The sequence below is a fragment of the Rhizobium sp. CB3060 genome (genome assembly GCF_025200735.1).
Lineage (GTDB): Bacteria > Pseudomonadota > Alphaproteobacteria > Rhizobiales > Rhizobiaceae > Rhizobium.
Map to the genome: position 1 here is coordinate 14,444 of NZ_CP104158.1, position 23,851 is coordinate 38,294.

Annotated in this window: 20 protein-coding genes; 14 read left to right on the top strand and 6 right to left on the bottom strand. The window is 61.2% G+C overall.

What is annotated here, in order from left to right; translation table 11 throughout:
• Positions 1-3 precede the first annotated feature (3 nt).
• A complete protein-coding gene (locus tag N2601_RS00080) occupies positions 4-666 on the bottom strand; it encodes an LptA/OstA family protein (protein ID WP_104821812.1) in 663 nt (220 codons plus the stop codon).
• A complete protein-coding gene (gene lptC, locus N2601_RS00085) occupies positions 663-1,349 on the bottom strand; it encodes an LPS export ABC transporter periplasmic protein LptC (protein ID WP_260303316.1) in 687 nt (228 codons plus the stop codon). The genes N2601_RS00080 and lptC overlap by 4 nt, the downstream gene beginning before the upstream one ends.
• A 329-nt stretch (positions 1,350-1,678) precedes the next feature.
• Between lptC and sppA the strand changes: the two genes are divergently transcribed.
• From sppA to N2601_RS00100, 3 genes are all read left to right on the top strand, one after another.
• Positions 1,679-2,635 (top strand): signal peptide peptidase SppA, encoded by a 957-nt coding sequence (gene sppA, locus N2601_RS00090; protein ID WP_104821814.1) that lies wholly within the window; start codon positions 1,679-1,681, stop codon positions 2,633-2,635.
• Between the two features lie 27 nt (positions 2,636-2,662).
• A complete protein-coding gene (locus N2601_RS00095) occupies positions 2,663-2,968 on the top strand; it encodes an integration host factor subunit beta (RefSeq protein ID WP_004120746.1) in 306 nt (101 codons plus the stop codon).
• 156 nt (positions 2,969-3,124) lie between these two features.
• A complete protein-coding gene (locus N2601_RS00100; RefSeq protein ID WP_104824967.1) occupies positions 3,125-3,457 on the top strand; it encodes a LapA family protein in 333 nt (110 codons plus the stop codon).
• On the opposite strand, the gene N2601_RS00105 is transcribed toward N2601_RS00100, so the two are convergent.
• Both N2601_RS00105 and N2601_RS00110 read right to left on the bottom strand, forming a co-directional pair.
• Entirely contained in the window at positions 3,449-3,907 is a 459-nt protein-coding gene (locus tag N2601_RS00105; protein ID WP_104821815.1) for a GNAT family N-acetyltransferase, read from the bottom strand. The two genes, N2601_RS00100 and N2601_RS00105, sit on opposite strands and share 9 nt — an antisense overlap.
• 34 nt (positions 3,908-3,941) lie before the next feature.
• Positions 3,942-4,394 carry an SRPBCC family protein gene (locus N2601_RS00110; protein WP_104821816.1) on the bottom strand — a complete coding sequence of 151 codons (453 nt, stop codon included), beginning with the start codon at positions 4,392-4,394 and terminating at the stop codon, positions 3,942-3,944.
• A gap of 115 nt (positions 4,395-4,509) precedes the next feature.
• Here N2601_RS00110 and N2601_RS00115 point away from each other — a divergent pair, with 115 nt between their 5' ends.
• From N2601_RS00115 to N2601_RS00135, 5 genes are all read left to right on the top strand, one after another.
• Positions 4,510-5,664, top strand: a complete 1,155-nt coding sequence (locus tag N2601_RS00115; protein ID WP_199773559.1) for a class I SAM-dependent methyltransferase — start codon at positions 4,510-4,512, stop codon at positions 5,662-5,664.
• Entirely contained in the window at positions 5,661-6,521 is an 861-nt protein-coding gene (locus N2601_RS00120) for a TrmH family RNA methyltransferase (RefSeq protein ID WP_104821818.1), read from the top strand. Before N2601_RS00115 ends, N2601_RS00120 begins: the two co-directional genes overlap by 4 nt.
• Complete coding sequence (gene lspA, locus N2601_RS00125; protein ID WP_104821819.1) at positions 6,518-7,036, top strand: signal peptidase II; 519 nt, start codon at positions 6,518-6,520, stop codon at positions 7,034-7,036. Before N2601_RS00120 ends, lspA begins: the two co-directional genes overlap by 4 nt.
• A 55-nt stretch (positions 7,037-7,091) precedes the next feature.
• On the top strand, positions 7,092-9,380 hold the full coding sequence (locus N2601_RS00130; RefSeq protein ID WP_104821820.1) for a hybrid sensor histidine kinase/response regulator: 2,289 nt from the start codon (positions 7,092-7,094) through the stop codon (positions 9,378-9,380).
• Positions 9,381-9,612: 232 nt separating this feature from the next.
• The gene (locus tag N2601_RS00135; protein ID WP_104821821.1) at positions 9,613-10,491 is read left to right on the top strand and encodes a GNAT family N-acetyltransferase; all 879 of its coding nucleotides are present in this window, start codon (positions 9,613-9,615) and stop codon (positions 10,489-10,491) included.
• Positions 10,492-10,527: 36 nt separating this feature from the next.
• On the opposite strand, the gene N2601_RS00140 is transcribed toward N2601_RS00135, so the two are convergent.
• Positions 10,528-11,937, bottom strand: a complete 1,410-nt coding sequence (locus N2601_RS00140) for an adenylate/guanylate cyclase domain-containing protein (RefSeq protein ID WP_104821822.1) — start codon at positions 11,935-11,937, stop codon at positions 10,528-10,530.
• A gap of 77 nt (positions 11,938-12,014) precedes the next feature.
• On the bottom strand, positions 12,015-14,303 hold the full coding sequence (locus tag N2601_RS00145; protein WP_104821823.1) for an NADP-dependent malic enzyme: 2,289 nt from the start codon (positions 14,301-14,303) through the stop codon (positions 12,015-12,017).
• Positions 14,304-14,500: 197 nt separating this feature from the next.
• Between N2601_RS00145 and mutS the strand changes: the two genes are divergently transcribed.
• From mutS to trpS, 6 genes are all read left to right on the top strand, one after another.
• Entirely contained in the window at positions 14,501-17,158 is a 2,658-nt protein-coding gene (gene mutS / locus N2601_RS00150) for a DNA mismatch repair protein MutS (RefSeq protein ID WP_245463963.1), read from the top strand.
• Between the two features lie 22 nt (positions 17,159-17,180).
• Positions 17,181-17,474, top strand: coding sequence for a hypothetical protein (locus N2601_RS00155; protein ID WP_104821825.1), 294 nt, complete (start codon positions 17,181-17,183; stop codon positions 17,472-17,474).
• 156 nt (positions 17,475-17,630) lie between these two features.
• Entirely contained in the window at positions 17,631-20,546 is a 2,916-nt protein-coding gene (locus N2601_RS00160; protein ID WP_104821826.1) for a [protein-PII] uridylyltransferase, read from the top strand.
• Complete coding sequence (gene murJ / locus N2601_RS00165; protein WP_104821827.1) at positions 20,543-22,132, top strand: murein biosynthesis integral membrane protein MurJ; 1,590 nt, start codon at positions 20,543-20,545, stop codon at positions 22,130-22,132. The genes N2601_RS00160 and murJ overlap by 4 nt, the downstream gene beginning before the upstream one ends.
• Before the next feature lie 83 nt (positions 22,133-22,215).
• The gene (locus tag N2601_RS00170; RefSeq protein ID WP_104821828.1) at positions 22,216-22,608 is read left to right on the top strand and encodes a VOC family protein; all 393 of its coding nucleotides are present in this window, start codon (positions 22,216-22,218) and stop codon (positions 22,606-22,608) included.
• Positions 22,609-22,719: 111 nt separating this feature from the next.
• On the top strand, positions 22,720-23,784 hold the full coding sequence (trpS, locus tag N2601_RS00175; protein WP_104821829.1) for a tryptophan--tRNA ligase: 1,065 nt from the start codon (positions 22,720-22,722) through the stop codon (positions 23,782-23,784).
• Positions 23,785-23,851 lie beyond the last annotated feature (67 nt).

Consider the following 23,851-nt stretch of genomic DNA (forward strand, 5'->3'; position numbering starts at 1 on the left):
GGATCAGTTCTTTTTTTGCTGTTGCTGCTGCACTTGCTGCGATTTCGGATCGAGCTGAATCTGGACGCGACCCCCGCAGGCATCCAGTTGCGCTTCACCCGTGGCCATATGCACGGTGAGCTGACAGCCGGTGAACACGTTCGGCCCGTCGGTCAGCACGACCTTCTGGCCCTTGAGAATGGCAAGCTGGTTGGCCATGTCGAAAGAGCCGTCATCCGCCGTCGCCGTCTGCGTGCCGGACACGAGATAGACCTTGTCGGTGACCAGAATGTGGTCGATGTCGGCGTCGCCCGAGACCAGCGACTGGTTTTGCTGCTTGGCGGCGTTTGCGACCGGATTTTCCGTTGCCGGCTTGGCATTGGCGTCGGCAGGCTGCTTCTTCTTGTAGAAGACCGTCATCTTGCCGGCCTGCATCGTCGTGGTGCCCTGGACGACCTTGACGTTGCCGGTGAACACTGCCTGGCTTTCCGCGTCGTGGATTTCCAGCTTGTCGCTTTCGATCTGGATCGGCTGATCCTTGGAAAGCTTCAGGCCGGGCATGTTGCTTGTCGTTGCCTGGGCGCCGACTTCCGTCGCCGCAAAAATCGCAAGTGCGCTGAAGGCGCAGAAGAGGCCGGCCTTGCGCAGGCCAGAGTTGAAAAGAGAATGACGCCAATCGTTTGTCATGAACCGCCCGGCTGTTGGTCGCTAGCTGAATTATGGAGTGTGGCTGGTTCGATATGCATCTGAACCTGCCCGTCGAATACGATTACGCTCCCCTTATCCGTCATCTTGAGCGACTGTGCAACAACCGACATGCCTCCTCTGTAGATTGCAACCTGGTCCTGGCTGGAGAGGTCACCCTTCTTCACGTCGAGGAAAGCTGTTTTGAATTCGGCGCGCAAACCGTTGTCCATCAGAATGGTAAAGGGTGCGGTGAGCTGCAGCGTGTCGGCCTGGCGGTCGAAATCCGCGCTTTGAGCCGTCACATGCGCGATCACCTGGTTGTTGACCGGCATGGAGGCCTTGATGGTCTTGAGGGTGATCATATTGGGATTCTTAATGTCCTGCAGCGCCTTCTCGGCGAGCATGGAGTAGTTGATACCGTCCTTGTTGCGGCCGGCAATGGCAGGGCGCTCCATCACGACCTTGCCATCTTCGATCCTCGCGCCTTCGATCTGAATACTCTCCGGCAGATATGCGCGCACGACCGAAACCGCGATGAAGATCAGCGAGACGATGAACGCAGCCAAGGGAAGCAGGATTTTCAGTCTTCTCACGCGCGCGGAATGAAAGATCGCGTCCTTATACGCGTTTCTTTCTAGCTCGGAGCCGATCGCCTGGCCGGAGGTCTCGATAGTATTGAGCATGCAACAGGTCCGTCTTCTCTGATCCGGAAAAACACGTTCGAGTCATGCACAGACTGTGCCAACAAGCCTGGCAGATCGTTTCGCATTATTGCATTGGCTTGCCAATATGGATTTTTTTCTGCAACAAGCAATTTTAGCAAAAAAATATAATACGCAGCGGTTTCGTCCGATCGGTCATCGCCCTATCTGACGAAACGCCGCATGGAAAGCCTGGAGCACAATCTCGAAAATCGAGATGGATTTTCGCGAAGGATTATGCCCGTTTCATGGTGTTGGTCTATCCGGTTCGTTGTGTATCCAATTTATGACAAGGGGAGAGATAAGGCGTCATGGACAGTTCTGCAATCGCAGATCGGCGGCAATTGCGCCGCAAGCTCGGCTTCTGGCGCGTCGTCGCCGTCCTTCTCCTGGTGGCGCTCGGCTTTGCGCTTTATAGTTTCGCTGCGGGCGATTTGCCCGCCATACGCGGGCCGCAGATCGCCCGGGTCAAGATTTCCGGGCTTATCCAGGATGACACCGAGCTTTTGGAGCGGCTGAAGAAGATCCAGGACAGTGATCAGGTCAAGGCGCTGATCGTCTCGATTTCTTCGACCGGCGGCACGACCTATGGCGGCGAACGCATCTTCAAGGCCATTCGTGCCGTTGCCGCGAAGAAGCCTGTGGTTTCCGATATCCGCACCGTTGCGGCGTCTGCAGGCTATATGATCGCCACGGCGGGTGATGATATTGTCGCCGGCGACACCTCGATCACCGGTTCGATCGGCGTCATCTTTCAGTATCCGCAGGCGAAAGACCTGCTCGACAAGCTCGGCCTTTCGCTGGACGAGATCAAGTCGGCGCCGCTGAAGGCCGAGCCGTCGCCATTCCATCCGGCGAGCGAAGAGGCCAAGGCTATGATCCGCAGCATGGTCATGGACAGCTATGGCTGGTTCGTCGATCTCGTCGCCGACCGCCGCAAATTGCCGCGCGAGGACGTGTTGAAGCTTGCGGACGGCAGCATCTTCACCGGCCGGCAGGCATTGCAGAACAAGCTGGTCGACACCCTCGGCGGCGAGGACGAAATCCGCGCCTATCTCGACACGCGCAAGGTCAAAAAGGACTTGCCGATCATCGATTGGAAGGCACAGGACAAAACCTCATCCTTCTTTTGGCCGAGCGCCGCTTCCTGGTTGCTAAATCGTCTCGGTTATGATGATTTTGTGAAGGGAGAGGATCTCCAGAAAATTATGACAGAGAAGTTGTTTCTTGACGGCCTGCTTTCTGTTTGGCAGGGTGCAGCCAATTGATAAATCAATGATTTAAGGGGGCCAACCGTGATCAAGTCGGAATTGGTGCAGATTGTTGCGGCACGTAACCCACATCTTTACCACCGGGACGTCGAAAATATCGTCAATGCTGTCCTCGACGAGATCACCGATGCGCTCGCTGCGGGAAACCGCGTTGAGCTTCGCGGCTTCGGCGCTTTCTCCGTCAAGAACCGGCCCTCGCGCTCCGGTCGTAACCCGCGCACGGGCGATACGGTGTTCGTCGAGGAAAAATGGGTTCCCTTTTTCAAGACGGGTAAGGAGCTACGCGAGCGCCTGAATCCTGGCGCCGGTGACGAAGAAGACGACAATTAATCGTCGTTTTGACCAGTACTCTTCGCGAATGTTCCTGGTGGACATGATTGTGCCGTGACCGGGTGGCACTTGAACTCGGCCCGGTCTTTCTTATTCTGCGGCTATAGGCGATAGGAGTGCATGGCACGGATGCGCCTGGACAAAGGAGCGTTCGCAATGGCCAAGAAGATCATCAACCTGCTGATATTGCTGCCGCTCGGCATCATCCTCATCATCTTCTGCGTCGCCAACCGGCAGTCCGTCACGCTTGCGCTCAATCCGTTCAGGCCTGAGGATCAGGTGCTGTCGCTGAGCGCGCCGCTGTTCGTGCTGCTGTTTGTGGCCCTGATTATCGGCATGTTGGTCGGCGCGGCTGTCACCTGGTTCAATCAGGGCAAACACCGCAAGCTTGCCCGGAGTCAGTCGCGCGAAGCCGTGCGCTGGCAGGCGGAAGCCGACAAGCACCGCAACCGCGCCGAACAGATCGCCGGCCAACTTCCGTCAAAGTGACTGGTCGCCACCGAACTGCATATCCTTGTAATCACCCTCCGGCGATGAGCCGTCGCCAATGATCGCAAAACCAAGGCCGCGATAAAAGGCGATGGCGCGCGTGTTTTTCACCAGGCATTTCAGCCGGTAGTGCCGCTTCGGCCATTCCGGCAGGGCGGCAAGCAGCGCCTTGCCGGCGCCCCGGCCCTGGAATGCGGGCAGGATGTAGAGCATATGGATAAAATCATCCGGTTCCCATAGCGCCATGAAGCCGGCGATGGTGCCGTTCCGATCCTCGCAGACGAAGACGCGCTCACCTTTCGTGTGAATGGCGAAGTCCTCGCTATGGAATTTGCCGGGGTCGACCCAGAGAAACGTCATGCGACGGACGCGCAGATAGATATCGGCGAGAATGTCCGTATCCCGCTCGCGTGCCGGCCGGATGGTCCAAAGATCTGATTTTGACGTCATGAGCAGTCTATGGCGGGTCGGATGACGATCGCAATCAGGCGCTGGCCTGGCCGTTGAGGGCCGCCGTGAAATCGGCGAAGAATTGCTGCGCCAGTTTCTTCGCACTGGAATCGACCAGCCGCGAGCCGAGCTGGGCGATCTTGCCGCCGACCTGGGCCTTGGCCTCATAATGCAGGATCGTCTCGCCGCTTTCCTCCTTCAGAGTGACATCGGCCCCACCCTTGGCAAAGCCGGCAATGCCGCCCTTTCCTTCGCCGAAGATCGTATAGCTCTCCGGCGCATTGATGTTGGAGAGCGTCACTTCACCGTTGAACGTGGCGGAGACCGGGCCGATCTTCAATTTCACCGTTGCCGTCAGTTCTGTCGGCGAAATCTTCTCCAGGCTTTGGCAGCCGGGAATGCACTGCTTGAGAATATCGGGGTCGTTCAGCGCGGCCCACACGACGTCCCGCGGCGCGGCAATCCGTTCTTCACCGGTCATATCCATGCGCAACCCTCCCGATCTGGCATTTCATCCGGGGATAATCGCAGATCGGAAAGCGCTTTGCCAAGTGGCGGCCAGATGCTATTTGCACGCACATATCAATTTTGAGACAAGCATGGTGAAACAGAAGGAACGCCGGCCCGGTTCGAAAGCCGCGGGCGGCCCCGGCGCAAAGCCCCAAAGGGATGCCAGGCGCGACGCGCCCCTCAAGACCGGCAAGCCACCGGCAAAGCCCGCACGCGATAACGGCCCGCGGTCTGCTCCGGCCGCGCGCGACAGCGGTGAGCGAGTGTCGGAATCCCGCGGCGCGGCGCCTGTCGCGGTCGCGTCCGAACGCCCGTTGATCGTGCGAAACGGTGAGCGTCCCGTGGAGCGCGTGCCCGTTATCCTTGAATCGCTGGGCGCCGGGGATTTCCACCTGATCGACAGCGGCAACGGGCTGAAGCTCGAGCAATACGGTCCCTATCGCATCGTCCGGCCGGAGGCGCAGGCACTGTGGCAGCCGTCGCTTGCCGCCCATCTCTGGGACAATGCCGATGCGATCTTCACTGGCGACACTGATGAGGACGGCATGGGTCGCTGGCGGTTTCCGCGCGAAGCGCTCGGCGAGACCTGGCCGCTGCAATTGCTCGGCATCGATTTTCTCGGCCGCTTCACCGCCTTTCGCCATGTCGGCGTCTTCCCGGAGCAGATCGTGCACTGGGCCTGGATGAAGGAGCAGGTCGAAGCCGCAAAGCGGCCGCTGAAGGTGCTGAACCTCTTCGGCTATACCGGTGTCGCCTCCCTGGTCGCCGCCGCTGCCGGCGCGGAAGTCACCCATGTCGACGCCTCGAAGAAGGCGATCGGCTGGGCGCGGGAAAACCAGGCGCTCGGCCGCATGGAAAAGCTGCCGATCCGCTGGATCTGCGAAGACGCCATGAAATTCATCCTGCGCGAGGAACGGCGCGGCAATAAATACGACATCATCCTGACGGACCCGCCGAAATTCGGCCGCGGCCCGAATGGCGAGGTCTGGCATCTCTTCGAACACCTGCCGTCGATGCTCGATATTTGCCGCGAGATTCTGTCGCCCAAGGCGCTTGGCCTAGTGCTGACTGCCTATTCCATCCGCGCCAGCTTCTATTCGATCCATGAGCTGATGCGCGAAACCATGCGGGGCGCCGGTGGCGTCGTCGAATCCGGCGAACTGGTGATCCGCGAGGCAGGCCTCGACGGCAAGACGCCGGGCCGGGCACTCTCCACATCTCTCTTCAGCCGCTGGGTGCCCAAATGAACCATGATTTCCGCAATGACGGCCCTCGCAAGGTCGGACATGTCAAGGAGGTCACCTCCCTTGCCAATCCGATCATCAAGGATATCAAGGCGCTGACCAATAAGAAGTCCCGCGAGGAGAGCGGCGCTTTCCTGGCGGAAGGCTTGAAGCTGGTCATTGATGCCCTGGAGCTCGGCTGGACCATTCGCACGCTGGTCTATGCCAAGGCAGCCAAGGGCAAGCCGCTGGTCGAGCAGGTGGCCGCCAAGACCGTCGCGGCCGGCGGGCTGGTGCTCGAAGTCAGCGAAAAGGTTATCGCCTCCATCACCCGCCGCGACAATCCGCAGATGGTGGTCGGCATATTCGATCAGCGCTGGCGGCAGCTTCGTGACGTCAAGCCGAAAGCCGGCGATACCTGGGTGGCGCTCGATCGCGTGCGTGACCCCGGCAATCTCGGCACCATCATCCGCACCTCGGATGCAGCCGGCGCCTCTGGCGTCATCCTCGTTGGCGAGACGACGGACCCGTTTTCGCTGGAAACGGTCAGGGCAACCATGGGCTCGGTCTTCGCCGTTCCCGTCGTCAAGGCGACGCCGGAGGAGTTTCTGGCCTGGAAGAAGACGGCGGGTGTTTCCGTCGTCGCCACCCATCTGGCCGGCGCCGTCGACTACCGCACGATCGACTACAAGAAGAAGCCCGTCGTGCTGCTGATGGGCAACGAACAGTCCGGCTTGCCGGATGCCTTGGCGAAGGAGGCCGATGCGCTTGCCCGCATCCCCCAGGCCGGCCGCGCCGATAGCCTCAACCTGGCAGTGGCGACGGCGGTGATGCTGTTCGAAGCCCGCCGCCATCTTCTGACCCTCAGCGAGACGCGATGACTGACAGCGAGATAAACGAACAGGCGCCCGTAAAACCCGCACTGTTTTCCCGGCCCATGCCGATCCTGATTTTCATTGTGGCCGCTGTCATCCTCGACCAGGCCGTCAAGCTCATGGTCGACAACTGGCTGCCTTTGCAGGAGATGGTGCCGGTCATTCCGATGCTGGCGCTCTATCGCACCTATAATCTTGGGGTCGCCTTCTCGATGCTATCGGGCATGGACGGCTGGTTCATCGTCGGCATGCGCCTCGTCATCGTCGTTTTCGTGCTCTGGCTCTGGCGACGGACGCCCAATCATCGCTGGCTTGCCCATCTCGGCTTCGCGTTGATCATAGCCGGTGCGCTCGGCAACCTGATCGACCGGTTCCTCTATGGTCATGTGATCGACTATATTCTCTTCCATACGGAAACATGGTCGTTTGCCGTCTTCAATCTCGCCGACAGTTTCATCACTGTCGGGGCCGGTTGCGTCATTCTGGACGAGCTGCTTCTGCCGAAAAAGGCAAAAGCTTAAAATTCTAGCGAATCCCTGAAGGCATCGGGAACAGTGCTCATGTTAGTAAGGCCACATGAGCACTCTGGCAAATCTGCAGGAAAAGCTTGTCGCCGCCACCACCGACGACCACGACGCGCCGCGCGAACGGCCGGTGGGCGGCACGCCGCTCATGGCCACCGGTCCCATCGAGATTTCGCCGGCTAACAGACCGGATACGTCGCCGTCCGATTTTTCCCTATGGCTGCACCGCCATTGGTTGAACGGTGGCGGTTTGATCGCCGGCGTGGCGCTCATGTCGGTCGGCTATGCAGGTGGACCGCTGGCGCTTGCCGGTTTGCTGGGACTGATAGCGCTGGCGATCGTCGGCGCTGGTGTCTTGCACAGGCGACATGCTGCCCGTAAGGTCATAGCGGATATGCTGGCGCTCAGCGAACACGAGCATGACCGTCTCTGGGAGAGCAACGAAAGCACCAGTCTGCTCGCCACCATCCACGATGCGCTTGGCGATATCACTGTGACACGCGACATCGAACGCCGCATCGTCCATGCCAACGCCACCTTCCGTAACCTGACCGGCAAGTCGAACCCGGAGGGTTTGACGCTGGAGGAGGCGGGTCTTGTCTTCCGGGTTGCGACGGATTCCCAGCGCCAGGATGCGGAGATTTCCACGCCGGAAGGCCCGCGCATCTTCGCATGGCACGATGTCATGTTCCGCGACCCCGCCACCGGACAGTTGAGAATCCAGAGCGTCGCCCGCGACGTCACCGAGGAACGGCAGGCAGCGCGCCTTCGCGAGGAGGCAAGGCTGAAGGCGGAATACAACAGCGCCGCCAAATCACGGCTGCTCGCCACCGTCAGCCACGAGATCCGCACGCCCCTGTCGGGAATTCTCGGCATGAACCATCTGCTTGCCCAGACGCCGCTCACCCTGGAGCAAGCCAATTACCTGACCGGCATCCGCCAATCCGGCAATGCCCTGGTGCAGCTCGTCGAAGACCTGCTGGATTTCTCGACGATCGAAGTCGGCCGCTTCCAGCTCCGGCCACGCGCCGAACATCTGCGGCCGCTGCTGGAAGGCGTTGTCGAGATGCTCGCCCATCGGGCCCATGAAAAAGGCATCGAGATCGCCGCGACCGTCGCGGCGGATGTTCCCGAAACCATGGAGTTCGATCCTGCCCGGCTGCGCCAGGTGTTGTTCAATGTCATCGGCAACGCCGTGAAGTTCACGCAGACCGGTGGCGTGCTGATCCGCGCCGGCCTCGATGGTGACGACCTGGTGATATCGGTCAGGGATAGCGGCCCGGGAATGACCGAGGAGGAGCAGGCACGCATCTTCGGCGAGTTCGAACAGGCGGGCAATGTGTTGGACAGAAGCGCCGGCACAGGCCTGGGGCTGGCGATCTCCGCCCGCATCCTGCGCGAGTTCGGCGGCACGTTGAACGTTTCCAGCGCGCGGGGCGAGGGCAGCGAATTCACGGTCCGTTTTCCGATTTCAGTCGTCGCTGCGGAGAACGAGCCGGCTAGGCGCAGCGAACTGCTCAAAGGTTCCCGTGTCTTGTTGCTGGCCCCGGAAGGCGCGGCAAGCACCGCGATTGCCGGCACCATCCGCACGCTCGGCGGCCACTGCCGCGTGATCGGTCCCGATGATGTGAAAAACCTGGCGCAGTCTGCGCCTCACGACGCCGGCATGTCGCTGACGGATATCATTGTCGATCATCGCATGGCGCCCTGGTATTTCCGCGAAGGGACTGAGCTTGCTGCGCTCGGTCTCAGAAAGATCTTTCTGGTCAATCCGGAAGAGCGCAACACGCATCCGCTCGATCTCTTCGATGCCTGGCTCATTCGGCCGCTGCGCGAACAATCGCTGATCGATGTGCTGAGCGGCCGCATGCGCGGCATGGAAAAGCGCGATGTGCTGAGTAGCCCGCCCCAGATCAGTCTCGTGACGCCGGAGGCGGCAGATGCCGCCCTCAACGTTCTCTTGGGCGAGGACGATCCCGTCAATGCCATGCTGGTGCGCGCCATGCTCGCCAAAGCCGGCCATAGGGTTCGTCTCGTCGAGGATTTCGATAATTTGCTCGCCCGCGCCGAAAACAGCGAGAACCGCCCTGATGTCGTCGTCACCGACCTCACCATGCCAGGCGGCGAGGGCGCGGCTATGCTCGCGCAACTGAGGGCGCTGGAGCGCCGATACGGCCTTTCGCCGCTGCCTGTGATCGTGCTGACCGCCGACAGCCGCGACGCCATCCGTCGCCAGGCCCTGCTTTCCGGGGCCGATGCCGTCATCGTCAAGCCGGTCGATCCCGATCGCTTGATCGCCGAGGTGCAAGGCCTGTCGAAACAGGCTTTCGGACGCGCCTAGATTGAAAACATGTCCCCGAATCGCGATTCGGCCTTATCCGCCCACGCGATGACGAACTGAGCCAAAAGCCGCTTCGCATCTTTTAAGAGCATCCCCTGGGATACAAGGGCTTTGTCCAAATTCGATGGTGGAAACAGGCACGGTTCTTGCTTTTCGCAACGCACCATGTCACTTTCCTGTCGCACGAATTTGCTTTATGGCGCCTATATTAACCCGTAGAGGGGGAGTCGCCATGTCCATCGAAATTTTGAATCGCGAAGCTCAGGGCGAAATGGTTCAGTCTTCAAAGGCAACGGTTGCGCCGGTTGCCAGCGATGTGCTCGGACGCATCGGAAATCTAGAAACGCGCCTTGCTCGCACGGCGCGGGAAATCGATGCCGCGCAAGCGGTGCGCTATCGCGTCTTCGTTGAGGAGATGAATGCGCAACTCCCGGCCGATGCCATGCGTCGGCAGCGCGATATCGATAGCTGGGATTCGATCTGCGACCATCTGCTGGTTCTCGACCGCTCGCTGGAAGGTGATTCGGAAGACCAGATCGTCGGCACCTATCGCCTGCTGCGTCAGGACGTGGCGATGGCGAATGGCGGTTTCTATTCCTCTTCGGAATTCGATATCGACGCTCTGCTTGCTCGCCATCCAGAAAAGCGCTTCATGGAACTCGGCCGTTCCTGTGTACTGCCGGAATATCGCACCAAGCGCACGGTCGAACTGCTGTGGCAGGGCAATTGGGCCTATTCTCTGAAACACGGCATGAACGCCATGTTCGGCTGCGCCTCCTTCCCCGGCATCCGTCCGGAGCAGCATGCGCTGGCTCTCTCTTTCCTCTACCACAATGTCATTGCCAAGGATGAATGGGCCGTCAGCGCGCTGCCGTCGCTTGCCCGCACCATGGACCTGATGCCGGTCGAAGCGGTCAATTCCAAGAAGGCGCTGATGGCGCTGCCGCCGCTGATCAAGGGTTACTTGCGTCTCGGTGCCATGGTCGGTTCCACCGCCGTCGTCGATCATGCCTTCAACACGACGGACGTGTTGATCGTCTTGCCGATCGCCAGCATTTCGGACCGCTACGTCAACTATTACGGCGCCGACGCCGGTCGCTTCGCGAGCTGATCGGCGCAAGCCGGGCTGGGCGGGCAACGGCCATCCTCAGGGAATCGCAAAAATATCAATCTCATCCGTAATGCCGCGGAGCGAGACGTGGTGGGTCTGCGGCTTCAAACCATGGGTCGTCAGCAATTCGCTGGCGCGGGGGTTGTCGAGTACGGAGCCGGTGGCGAATATTTCGTGCGAATTGGCGAGATGCTGGACGCGGGAAGCGATGTTGACCGTCTGCCCGAAATAGTCCTGACGCTCGTTCAAGCTGACCGCGATGCACGGCCCTTCGTGGATGCCGATCTTTAAAAGAAGATCGTCGTTGCCGCGCTCCTTGTTGAGGCTGACCATTGCTTCGCGCATCCGCATTGCCGCCGCGAGTGCCCGGTCGGGAGTTGGAAACGTCGCCATGACGGCATCGCCGATGGTTTTGACCACCGCACCGGCCTCTGCACCAACGATCTCATGCAGAATGCTGAAATGGGTCCTCACCAGATCGAAAGCGGCAAGGTCGCCGACCCTCTCATACAGGGCCGTCGAGCCGCGCAAATCGGTGAACAGAAAAGTGAGGCTGGTGATCTTCAGCCGCTGGTCCACGTCGATCGTGTCCGTGCGGTGGATGTCGCGGAAGGTTTGGTTCGAGAGCAGTCGCTTCGCGGTCAGAAATGGACGCCGCTGACCCAGCAGGCCGTGAAGCACGTCATTGGCCACGCAGATTGATGGCAGCGTGCGGACCTCTGTGTGGTTTTCCATCAAAATGCGCAGAGGGCCGGGTCGTAAGGTAATGGGTTCGCTGTGCCGGTGCATGCGATCGAACACGAGCGTGAGGGTCTGCCGCTCCTTCGATGGTTCGCCTTTCACATCGACGAATTGAGCCGCATGCGTAACCGGCTCGAAGATGATGACGTACTCCGCCGGCAACTGAAGCGACACGACGGCTTTTTCTCCGGCAGGCAGTTCCAGCGCCTCCAGAACGAATTGGTCGACCTTCGCTTCGTAACCCTTGTCGGGAAGATCTACGCCGGAACCCCAATAAATCTGCCGAAAATATTCGAAGGGCGGCAATTCGTGCGGATTGTGAGCCTCGATGTGGCGGACGCGCGGGCTGACGGTGAAGGTGACTTCGACCATCTCGTCGAGGGTCGGCTCATAGCCGGCAGCGCAAAGCGCGCAGCTATAGGTGTCGCTCTGAACGGTTTTCAGCGAGGTATTGGCATCCAGCACTCCGCCGCAGCCGGGGCAAAGAACATTCCAGGAGATCTCGAAGAGGCCGAGGCGAGACGCATGCAGGAAGGCGTTGATGGTCTGCTCTTCATCGAAGCCGTGCTCGGCTGCGAAGGCAAGCGCGTTCACCCGGTTGAGCTTGCGATCGGGCGCGTCACGGACGAGCTGCTCAATAGCGTCGACAATATCTGGCCGCGCTGAATGGCGCAGCACTTCGAAAAGGGACTGGGCTTCACTCATTTCCCTATTTTACACCGAATTGACCCGGCGGCCATTGCCTTTCTCCGACCGCCGGCTCCACTATTCAGCGTAGTTGATTACGATCCTGCCCCATAAGCGGCAATCGCCGCCATGTTGACGATGTCGGAATCCTTTGCCCCCATCGAGGTGATCTGCACCGGCTTGTCGAGGCCGACGAGCAGCGGGCCGATGACGGTGGAACCGCCGAGTTCCTGCAGCATCTTCGTCGAGATCGAGGCCGAGTGGAAGGCGGGCATGACAAGCACGTTGGCGGGACCGGAGAGACGCGAGAAAGGATACTGGGTCTCGATGATCTTGCGGTTCAGCGCCACATCGGCGGCCATTTCGCCGTCGAATTCAAAATTGACATAGCGCTTGTCAAGAATGTTCACCGCCTCGCGCACCCGTTCGGAGCGTTCGCCCGAGGGATGGCCGAAGGTGGAGTAGGCGAGCATGGCGACACGCGGTTCATAACCCATGCGCCGGGCGAAGCCGGCGGCTTCCTCGGCGATATCAGCCAGTTCTTCCGCAGTCGGCATATCATGCACGGCGGTGTCGGCAACGATGACGGTGCGGCCGCGGGCAAGCACCAGCGATGCGCCGATGACCCTGTGCCCCGGTTTGGCGTCGATGCAGCGGCGCACATCGTCGAGCGCGGTCGAATAATTGCGCGTCACCCCCGTCACCATGCCGTCGGCATCGCCGAGCGCCACCATGCAGGCGGCGAAATGGTTACGGTCGTTGTGGATCAGGCGCGTCACATCGCGGTGCAGGTAGCCTTTGCGCTGCAGCCGGGCATAGAGATAGTCGATATAGGCCTCAACACGCTTGGAAATGCGGGCGTTGACGATCTCCAGGCCTGGCCGGTTGAGGTCGATCCCGGCGCGGTCGGCGGTTGCGTGGAGAAGGTCCTCGCGGCCGAGCAGGATGGCGGTGCCGAGCCCCTGGTTGGCATAGGACAAGGCGGCGCGCATGACCTGCTCTTCCTCAGCTTCGGCGAAGACGATCCGCTTTGGATGCCGGCGTACGCGCTCGTAGAGCTGTGCAAGCGTCGAGGCGATCGGGTCGCGCCGCGCCGAAAGTTCGCGGGCATAAGCGGCCATGTCCGGCATCGCGCGGCGGGCGACGCCGCTTTCGATCGCGGCTTGCGCGACGGCAACCGGGATCGCCGAGATCAGGCGCGGATCGAAGGGCACAGGGATGATGTATTGCGCCCCGAAACGCGGCCGCGCGCCCTGATAGGCGGCGACGACATCGTCCGGCACGTCTTCGCGCGCCAGGCTGGCGAGCGCCCTGACGGCGGCGATCTTCATTTCATCGTTGATCGTCGAAGCCCGCACATCGAGCGCGCCGCGGAAGATATAGGGGAAGCCGAGAACGTTGTTGACCTGGTTGGGATAGTCGGAGCGTCCGGTCGCCATGATGGCGTCGTCGCGGATGCGGGCGACTTCCTCCGGCGTGATTTCCGGATCGGGATTGGCCATGGCGAAGATGATCGGCTTGTCGGCCATGGAGCGGATCATCTCGGCGGAAAAGGCACCCTTCTGCGACAGGCCGAAAACCACATCGGCGCCCTTCATCGCATCTTCCAGCGTGCGGCTGTCGGTTTTCACCGCATGTGCCGATTTCCACTGGTTCATGCCCTCGCTGCGGCCCTGGTAGATCACGCCCTTCGTGTCACAGAGCACGATGTTGTCCGGATTGAAGCCCATCGCCTTGATCAGCTCGACGCAGGCGATCGCCGCCGCACCGGCGCCGTTGCAGACGAGCTTGGTGGTCTTGAGGTCGCGGCCGGTCAATTCCAGCGCATTAATCAGGCCGGCGGCGGCGATGATGGCGGTGCCGTGCTGGTCGTCGTGGAAGACGGGAATGTCCATCAGCTCGCGCAAGCGCTGCTCGATGATGAAACAGTCGGGCGCCTTGATATCCTCGAGGTTGATGCCGCCGAAGGAGGGGCCGAGGTAGCGGACGCAGTTGATGAACTCGTCGACATTTTCGGTGTCGATTTCGAGATCGATCGAATCGACATCGGCAAAGCGTTTGAAGAGAACGGACTTGCCTTCCATCACCGGCTTGGAGGCCAGCGCTCCGAGATTGCCGAGGCCGAGAATGGCCGTGCCGTTGGAGATGACTGCCACCATATTGCCGCGAGACGTGTAGTCGTAAGCCGTGCCGGGATCGGCGGCGATTGCCTTTACCGGAACGGCGACGCCGGGCGAATAGGCGAGCGAAAGATCGCGCTGCGTTGCCATAGGCTTGGTCGGGTTGATTTCGAGCTTGCCGGGGCGGCCCTGCTTGTGGAAGTCGAGCGCTTCCTGATCGGTAATCCCCGTTCCCGAACGCGACGTGCTGTTGGTGTCAGGCATGTATCCTCCAAACCTCCTGTGGGCGACCGGTCCCTCTTGCCCGATAGCTGTTGTCTTCTATAGCGGCGCGCGGATAGGGTGGCACCTCATTTTTTGGGAAAAACTGCACCTCCGTGAACGAACGAATAATTGCCAGCATCGACGCTTTCTCGACCGCCGAGCTTGCCTCGGAGGAAAGCCGCGCTTCGGCGACGCCGATGATGGAGCAATATATCGAGATCAAGGCGAACAATCCCGGTTCGCTGCTGTTCTATCGCATGGGCGATTTCTACGAGCTGTTTTTCGAAGACGCTGTCGATGCATCGCGCGCGCTCGGCATCACGCTCACCAAGCGCGGCCAGCATATGGGTCAGGATATTCCGATGTGCGGCGTGCCGGTGCATGCCGCCGACGACTATCTGCAGAAGCTGATTTCGCTGGGTTTCCGCGTCGCCGTCTGCGAACAGGTGGAAGACCCGGCGGAGGCGAAGAAGCGCGGCGGCAAGTCGGTTGTCCGGCGCGATGTCGTTCGCCTTGTGACGCCAGGCACCATCACAGAAGAAAAGCTGCTGTCGCCCTCGGAATCCAACTATCTGATGGCGCTCGCCCGCATTCGCGGCGGCTCGGAGCCGCAACTGGCGCTCGCCTGGATCGATATTTCCACCGGTGTTTTCCGTCTGGCGGAAACCGAAGCCTCGCGGCTGCTCGCCGATATCCTGCGCATCGATCCGCGCGAGCTGATCCTGCCGGATACGATATTCCACGATCCCGAGCTGAAGCCGGTCTTCGACGTGCTCGGCCGCACGGCGGTGCCGCAGCCGGCGGTCCTCTTCGACAGTGCCAGTGCCGAAGGGCGTATCACGCGGTATTTCGAAGTCTCGACACTCGATGGCTTCGGTTCGTTCACCCGCGCCGAGCTTGCCGCCGCTGCTGCCGCCATTGCCTATGTCGAGAAGACGCAGATCTCCGAGCGGCCGCCACTTGGGCTGCCGGAGCGCGAAAGCGGCGCGTCGACATTGTTCATCGATCCCGCCACCCGCGCCAATCTCGAACTGGTGCGTACGCTTTCCGGCGACCGCAACGGCTCGCTTTTGCGGGCGATCGACCGGACCGTGACTGGCGGCGGTGCGCGTCTACTTGCCGAGCGGCTGATGTCGCCGCTGACCGATCCGGCGCGCATCAATGAACGACTGGATTCGATCGGCTTCCTTTCTGAAGAGCCTTCGCTCTGCAGCGATCTCAGGATAGCGCTGAAACACGTGCCGGACATGCCGCGCGCATTGTCGCGCCTGGCGCTCGACCGCGGCGGCCCGCGCGATCTCTGGGCGATCCGCCAGGGCCTCGCTGCGGCGGCCGGCGTTGCCGATCTGCTAGTGGCTGCGTTGCTTCCCGAGGAGCTGGGAACAGCACTTGCCGGGCTCCGCGCCTTGCCCGCCGATCTCGAAGTGCTACTTGCCGGCATGCTCGCCGATGAATTGCCGCTCTTGAAACGCGACGGCGGGTTCCTGCGGGAAGGGGCGAATGCCGAGCTGGATGAGGTCCGGGCGCTGCGCGACCAGTCGCGCCGGGTCATTGCCGGATTGCAACTGCAATATGCCGAGGAAACCGGCATCAAATCGCTGAAGATCAAGCACAACAACGTGCTCGGATACTTCATCGAGGTCACGGCCGGCAATGCCGGGCCGATGACCGACAGCGGCGAAGCTAAGGCGCGCTTCATCCATCGCCAGACCATGGCCAACGCCATGCGCTTCACTACGACCGAGCTTGCCGATCTCGAAAGCCGCATCGCCAATGCCGCCGACAAGGCGCTTGCGATCGAGCTGGCGGCCTTCGACCGTATGGTCGCAGCCGTCGTCGCCGAGGCGGAGGCGATCAAAGCCGGTGCCCGCGCGCTATCGGTAATCGATGTCGCGACCGGGCTGGCATTGCTTGCCGAGGAACAGGGCTATTGCCGGCCGCTGGTCGACGACAGCCGGATGTTTGCGATCGGCGGCGGCCGCCATCCCGTGGTCGAACAGGCATTGCGCCGCCAGGCGAGTGGCCCCTTCGTCGCCAATAATTGCGATCTGTCGCCGACGGCGGATGGCAAGGATGGCGCGATCTGGCTGCTGACCGGCCCGAACATGGGCGGTAAATCGACCTTCCTGCGCCAGAACGCGCTGATTGCCGTCCTTGCGCAGATGGGGTCGTTTGTGCCTGCCGCCTCCGCCCATATCGGCATTGTCGACCGGCTGTTCTCGCGCGTCGGCGCTTCGGACGATCTGGCGCGTGGCCGCTCCACCTTCATGGTCGAGATGGTCGAAACGGCCGCGATCCTCAACCAGGCGACCGCCCGGTCGCTCGTCATCCTCGATGAAATCGGCCGCGGCACCGCGACGTTCGACGGTCTCTCCATCGCCTGGGCGGCGGTCGAGCACCTGCACGAAGCGAACAGATGCCGCGGTCTCTTCGCCACCCATTTTCACGAGCTGACGGTGTTGTCGGAAAAGCTCGGCCGATTGTCGAATGCCACGATGCGCGTCAAGGAGTGGGATGGCGACGTGATTTTCCTGCACGAGGTCGGGCCGGGCGCTGCCGATCGCTCCTATGGCATTCAAGTGGCGCGGCTCGCCGGCCTGCCGGCTTCGGTGGTGGCGCGCGCCCGCGACGTTTTGACGCGCCTGGAAGATGCCGACCGTAAGAACCCTGCGAGCCAGTTGATCGACGACCTGCCACTCTTCCAGGTCGCCGTCCGCCGCGAGGAAGTGGCTGGCCGGCGAGGACCGTCCAAGGTAGAAGAAGCGCTGAAGGCGCTCGATCTTGACGATCTGACGCCGCGCGCCGCGCTCGACGCGCTTTACGAACTGAAAAAGACCCTGAACAAGGCCGGCTGAGGCGATTTCAAAGGATAACCCGATGCATATCGAACATCTTCTCGCCGAGGTCCGCATTCTGGCCGAGCGTTTTTCTCCGATCGCCGCCCGCGGCAAGATCTGCGGCGAGGGCGACGCGCCGGACTGCGAATCCGACCGGGGGCTTCTCAACATAGCCCTGTCCTGCAGCCGGATTTCCGACATCAGCTCAAGGATCGCCAAGGCGGGCTATTGGGAGTGCGAACGGGAAATGTTGACGCAGATCGGCGCCCAATCGCGAAATATATTATATAGCATCAACGAACTCAGACGATCGCTTGAGATGCCGCAGCCCTAAAACTGCCGATTTCTGCATCGACAGCCGTCACTCTTCGTCAACTTTGGCCCGATAGAACTCCCGAAGCCGCTCATTCGGGAAATTTGGTCTAGGCTGAATATGAGGATTCGGGCGTAGAATGCCTGTGTCAATCGCCGGGCAAAGAGGCTATAGCGCATGCAGACGAAAAGACAGGCGCGCCGCCAATGGGCCGCGGTCAACGAACAGGATCCCGGTCGGCCGAGCATGGTAATGCATGACATCGATTTTCCCGTCATTCTCGACGTCTCCGCGCTGAGGGCGGAATGCGAGACCCTCGCCAAGCGCCATGAGGACAAGAAGGACGAGCGCGCCGCCCTTCTCGCCCTGTTGAAAAAGGCCAGCCTGGAAGGCCGCGAAAAGGTGCGCCTCCTGCTTTCGGAGGATGGCAGCGGGCTCAATTGCGCGCACCGCATTTCCTGGCTGCAGGATCAGATCATCACCGTTCTCTACGACTTCACGGTCAGCCACGTCCATCCGAAGCAGAAAGGCAGCTTCGCGATCACGGCTGTCGGCGGCTATGGCCGCGACACGCTGGCGCCCGGCTCGGACATAGACCTTCTCTTCCTCTTCCAGCCGAAGCCCGAGGACGAGACGCACAAGGCGGTCGAGTTCATTCTCTATATGCTGTGGGACATGGGCTTTAAGGTCGGCCACGCCACCCGCACCGTCGAAGAATGCATGCGCCAGGCAAAATCCGACATGACGGTGCGCACCGCCATTCTCGAAACGCGCTATATCTGCGGCAGCGAACCCCTGGCGCGCGAACTGGAAACGCGTTTCGATAAGGAAATCGTCACCAACACCGGGCCTGAATTCATTGCTGCCAAGCTTGCCGAGCGCGACGAGCGTCATCGCAAGGCCGGTGATACCCGCTATCTGGTCGAGCCCAACGTCAAGGAAGGCAAGGGCGGTCTCCGCGACCTGCATACGCTGTTCTGGATTTCGAAATATTACTATCACGTCCGCGATCCGGCCGATCTTGTGAAGCTCGCCGTGCTCTCGAAGCAGGAGTACCGCCTTTTCCAGAAGGCCGAGGATTTCCTCTGGGCCGTGCGCTGCCATATGCACTTCCTGACCGGCAAGGCGGAGGAACGGCTTTCCTTCGACATCCAGCGCGAGATTGCCGAAGCGCTTGGCTATCATGCCCGTCCCGGTCTTTCCGCAGTCGAACGCTTCATGAAGCACTACTTCCTGGTCGCCAAGGATGTTGGCGATCTCACTCGCATCCTCTGCGCAGCGCTGGAGGAGCAGCAGGCTAAGGCGACGCCGGGCCTGACCGGCGTCATCAGCCGCTTTGCCCATCGCTCGCGCAAGATCCCCGGTTCGCTCGAGTTCGTCGAGGATCGCGGCCGCATCGCGCTTGCCAATCCCGATGTTTTCAAGCGCGATCCGGTGAGCCTGATCCGGCTGTTCTTCGTTGCCGATATCCATGGACTGGAGTTTCATCCCGATGCGCTGAAGCGCGTCACGCGTTCGCTGGGCCTGATCGACAACGACCTGCGCGAAAACGAAGAGGCCAATCGCCTGTTCCTGGCGATCCTGACCTCCAAGCGCGATCCGGCGCTGATTCTGCGCCGCATGAACGAGGCCGGCGTGCTCGGCCGCTTCATCCCGGAATTCGGCAAGATCGTCTCGATGATGCAGTTCAACATGTATCACCACTATACGGTGGACGAGCATCTGATCCGCGCCGTCGAGGTGCTGTCTGAGATCGACAAGGGCAATGCGGAAGATATCCACCCGCTGACCAACAAGCTGATACGCACCATCGAGGACCGCGATGCGCTTTATGTCGCCGTTCTCCTGCACGACATCGCCAAGGGTCGCGAGGAAGACCACTCCGAGGCCGGCGCCAAGGTGGCGCGCAAGCTTTGCCCGCGTTTCGGCCTGACGCCGAAGCAGACGGAGCTGGTGGTCTGGCTGATCGCCGAGCACCTGACCATGTCGATGGTCGCCCAGACTCGCGACCTGACCGACCGCAAGACCATCATCGATTTTGCCGACCGGGTGCAGTCGCTCGACCGGCTGAAGATGCTGCTGATCTTGACCGTGTGCGACATCCGCGCCGTTGGTCCCGGCGTATGGAACGGCTGGAAGGGCCAGCTTCTGCGTACGCTCTACTACGAGACCGAACTGCTGCTCGCCGGCGGTTTCTCAGAAGTATCGCGCAAGGAGCGGGCGGAAGACGCCGCCAAAGCGCTCGAAAAGGCGCTGGAGGACTGGAGCCAGAAGGACCGCAAGGCCTACGTCAAACTGCACTACCAGCCCTACCTTCTCTCCGTGCCGCTGGAAGATCAGATCCGCCATACGCAGTTCATTCGCCAGACCGACAAATCCGGCCAGGTCCTGGCGACCATGGTGCGCACCGACAGTTTCCATGCCATCACCGAAATCACCGTGCTCTCGCCGGACCATCCGCGCCTTCTGACGGTGATCGCCGGCGCCTGCGCTGCCGCGGGCGCCAATATCGCCGATGCGCAGATTTTCACGACGTCTGATGGTCGTGCGCTCGACACCATCCATGTCAGCCGCGAATTCCCCGACGACGCGGACGAGCTACGGCGCGCCGGTACCATCGGCAAGATGATCGAGGACGTGCTCGCCGGCCGGAAGCGCCTGCCGGAAGTCATCGCCACCCGCACCAAGAACCGCCGAAAGAACAAGGCTTTCGTCATCCCGCCATCGGTGACGATCTCCAACAGCCTGTCGAACAAGTTCACCGTCATCGAAGTGGAATGCCTCGACCGCACCGGTCTCCTGTCGGAAATCACTGCGGTTCTCTCAGACCTGTCGCTCGACATCCAGTCGGCGCGCATCACCACCTTCGGCGAAAAGGTCATCGATACCTTCTACGTGACCGACCTCGTCGGACAGAAAATCTCTAACGAAAACAAGCGAGCCAACATCACCGCGCGTCTGAAGGCGGTGATGGCTGGCGAAGAGGACGAGGTCCGCGAGCGCATGCCGTCCGGTATTATCGCGCCCGCTGCCACGCGTTCGTCCGCTGTTGAAAAGCTCGATCCTGAAAAGAAAGCCGGTTCAGCCGCATGAGCCTCGTCAAGAAATTCATCACCGTCGGCGGCGCGACGCTTGGCAGCCGCATCTTCGGCTTCGCCCGCGAAACGCTGATGGCCGCCGCTCTCGGCACGGGGCCGATGGCTGACGTGTTTTACGCCGCCTTCCGCTTTCCGAACCTGTTTCGTCGCCTTTTCGCCGAGGGTGCCTTCAACGCCGCCTTCGTGCCGCTCTTCGCCAAGGAGATCGAGGCGAACGGCATCGAGGGCGCCAAGCGTTTTTCCGAGGAAGTCTTCGGCGTCCTGTTTTCAGTGCTGCTGCTGATCACCATCGTCATGGAACTGTCCATGCCGCTCCTGGTGCGTTGGGTCATCGCGCCTGGTTTCGCCGACGATGCCGAGAAATTCGACCTGACGGTCCGGTTGGCCGCCGTGATGTTTCCCTATCTCATGTCGATGTCGCTGACGGCGATGATGAGCGGCATGCTGAATTCGCTGCATCGTTTCTTCGCCGCCGCCGTGGCTCCAATCTTCCTAAACCTGGTGATGATCAGCGCGCTGTTCTATTCGATCTATTTCGGCGCCGATCCGCTGGCTACCGCCTGGTACCTGTCCTGGTCGGTGCTGGTGGCAGGCGTGCTGCAGCTGGGTGTCGTCTATATCGGCGTGCGCCATGCCGGCATCAATATCGGCCTGCGCTTTCCGCGCTTCACGCCCAATGTCAAGCGGCTCCTGCTTCTTGCCATCCCGGCGGCCATCACCGGCGGCGTCACCCAGATCAACCTGGTGATCGGGCAGGCGATCGCCTCGGGCAAGGAAGGCGCGATCGCCGCCCTGCAATATGCAGACCGCATCTACCAGCTGCCGCTCGGCGTCGTCGGCGTTGCCGTCGGAATCGTGCTTCTGCCGGAACTGGCCCGTTCACTGAAGTCAGGCCACCTTAAGGAAGCCGCCAATATCCAGAACCGCTCGATCGAATTCGTGCTGTTCCTGACCCTGCCGGCCGCTGTCGCACTCTGGCTTCTCTCCGACGATATCATCCGCGTGCTTTACGAGCGCGGTGCCTTTAACCCGAACAATACGACGCTGGTCGGCTCCATTCTCGCCATCTTTGGCCTGGGCCTGCCGGCTTTCGTGCTGATCAAGGCGCTGCAGCCCGGCTTTTATGCCCGCGAAGATACGAAATCGCCGATGCGCTACACGGCGGTCGCCGTCTTCGTCAATTCGGCGCTGTCCATCCTGCTTTTCCCGGTGCTGGCCGAACGCGGCATTGCGCTCGCCGAGGCGGTTGCCGGATGGCTGAACGCTGTACAGCTCTTCGTCACGCTCTATCGCCGCGGACATCTCGCCTGGGAATGGTCGCTGGCGCGCCGCACCGTCATGCTGCTCGTCTCCTCCGCCGTCATGGGCGGCGTCATCGTATATTTGTCTCATCGCTGGGAGCCGCTTCTGGGGTCCAGCTCGACGCTGCTTACCAAGATCGGCGTCCTGGGCTTGCTCATATTGATTGCGATGGTGGTGTATTTCGTTGTCGCCTTCCTGATCGGCGGCGTGGATTTAGGCATGGTGCGCCGCAATTTGAAGCGCAAGCCGGCGGAGCCGTTTCGGACGCGGAGGTCGTGAACGGGGAGTATCAAACTCCTTTACCCCGACCCCTTCCCGCAAGCAGGGCAAGGGGACGATTTTGCCAGATGCGGAGCTTTCCCATGCCCCAATCCCTCTTTCTCGTCACCCTCGTCGTCGACGACTACGATCGCGCCAAGGCCTTCTATTGCGATGCGCTCGGTTTCGATTGCCTACAGGACGAGGCGCAGCCGGAGGGCAAACGCTGGGTCGTCATCAAGCCGAAAGGCGGCGAGGGCGCCGCGCTGCTGCTGGCCCAGGCCGCCGACGAAACGCAGCGTGCCGCAGTCGGCAACCAGACCGGCGGCCGCGTCGGCTTCTTCCTCAAGACAGATGATTTCGTTCGCGATCATGCCGCGATGAAGGAAAAGGGCGTGCGCTTTCTGGAGGAGCCGCGCCGCGAGGTCTATGGCACGGTGGCGGTCTTTGCCGATCCCTATGGCAACACCTGGGATCTGATCCAGCATTCTTCCTGAGACTCTGCCAGATATCCTCTTGATCCCCGGCTGCCCGCCGTGCATAAGCCGCTCGAAACCAAGGGTCGAGCGTCGCTCGCCCGGGCCCTCCACAAGCCTTTTGAGGACGACATGACCGAATTCAAGCCGCTCGTATTCTCCGGCGTCCAGCCGACCGGCAATCTCCATCTCGGCAACTATCTCGGCGCAATCCGCAAGTTCGTGGCCCTACAGGCCAACAACGACTGCATCTACTGCGTCGTCGACATGCATGCGCTGACTGCCCAACTCGTGCATGAGGACATGCCGGGCCAGATCCGTTCGATCACCGCCGCCTTCCTTGCCGCCGGCATCGACCCGGAAAAGCATATCGTCTTCAACCAGTCCGCCGTGCCGCAGCATGCCGAGCTTGCCTGGATCTTCAACTGCGTCGCCCGCATCGGCTGGATGAACCGCATGACGCAGTTCAAGGACAAGGCCGGCAAGGACCGCGAGCAGGCCTCCCTCGGCCTCTATGCCTATCCGAGCCTGATGGCGGCGGACATTCTCGTCTACCGCGCGACGCACGTGCCGGTCGGCGACGACCAGAAGCAGCATCTGGAACTGACCCGCGACATCGCCATGAAGTTCAATCTGGACTACATGGAGCATATCCGCCGCTCAGGCTACGGCATTGACATCACTGTCGGTGACGAGCCGGTACATGCCTATTTTCCGATGGTCGAGCCGCTGATCGATGGCCCGGCGCCGCGCGTCATGTCGCTGCGCGACGGCACCAAGAAGATGTCGAAATCCGACGCGTCCGACCTGTCGCGCATCAATCTTCTCGACGACGAAGAAAATATCTCGAAGAAGATCCGCAAGGCCAAGACTGATCCGGATGGCTTGCCGAGCGAGATCGCAGGCCTTGCCGGCCGGCCGGAAGCCGACAATCTTGTCGGTATCTATGCAGCGCTTGCCGATCGGTCGAAGGCGGACATTCTTTCGGAATTCGGCGGCCAGCAGTTCTCGGTCTTCAAGCCGGCGCTGGTCGATCTTGCCGTGCACGTGCTCTCGCCGATCACCGGCGAAATGCGCCGCCTGATGGCCGATCCCGGCCATATCGATGCCATCCTGCGCGACGGCGGCAACCGTGCGAGAGCCCGCGCCGAAGTGACGATGAAGCAGGTCCGCGACATCATCGGCTTTATCTACTGAGCCTTTTGGTCTCTTATCGGTTGGCGCGCGGCCGCTGCGGCGCGCCAAGACTAGCGAACGGATGGGC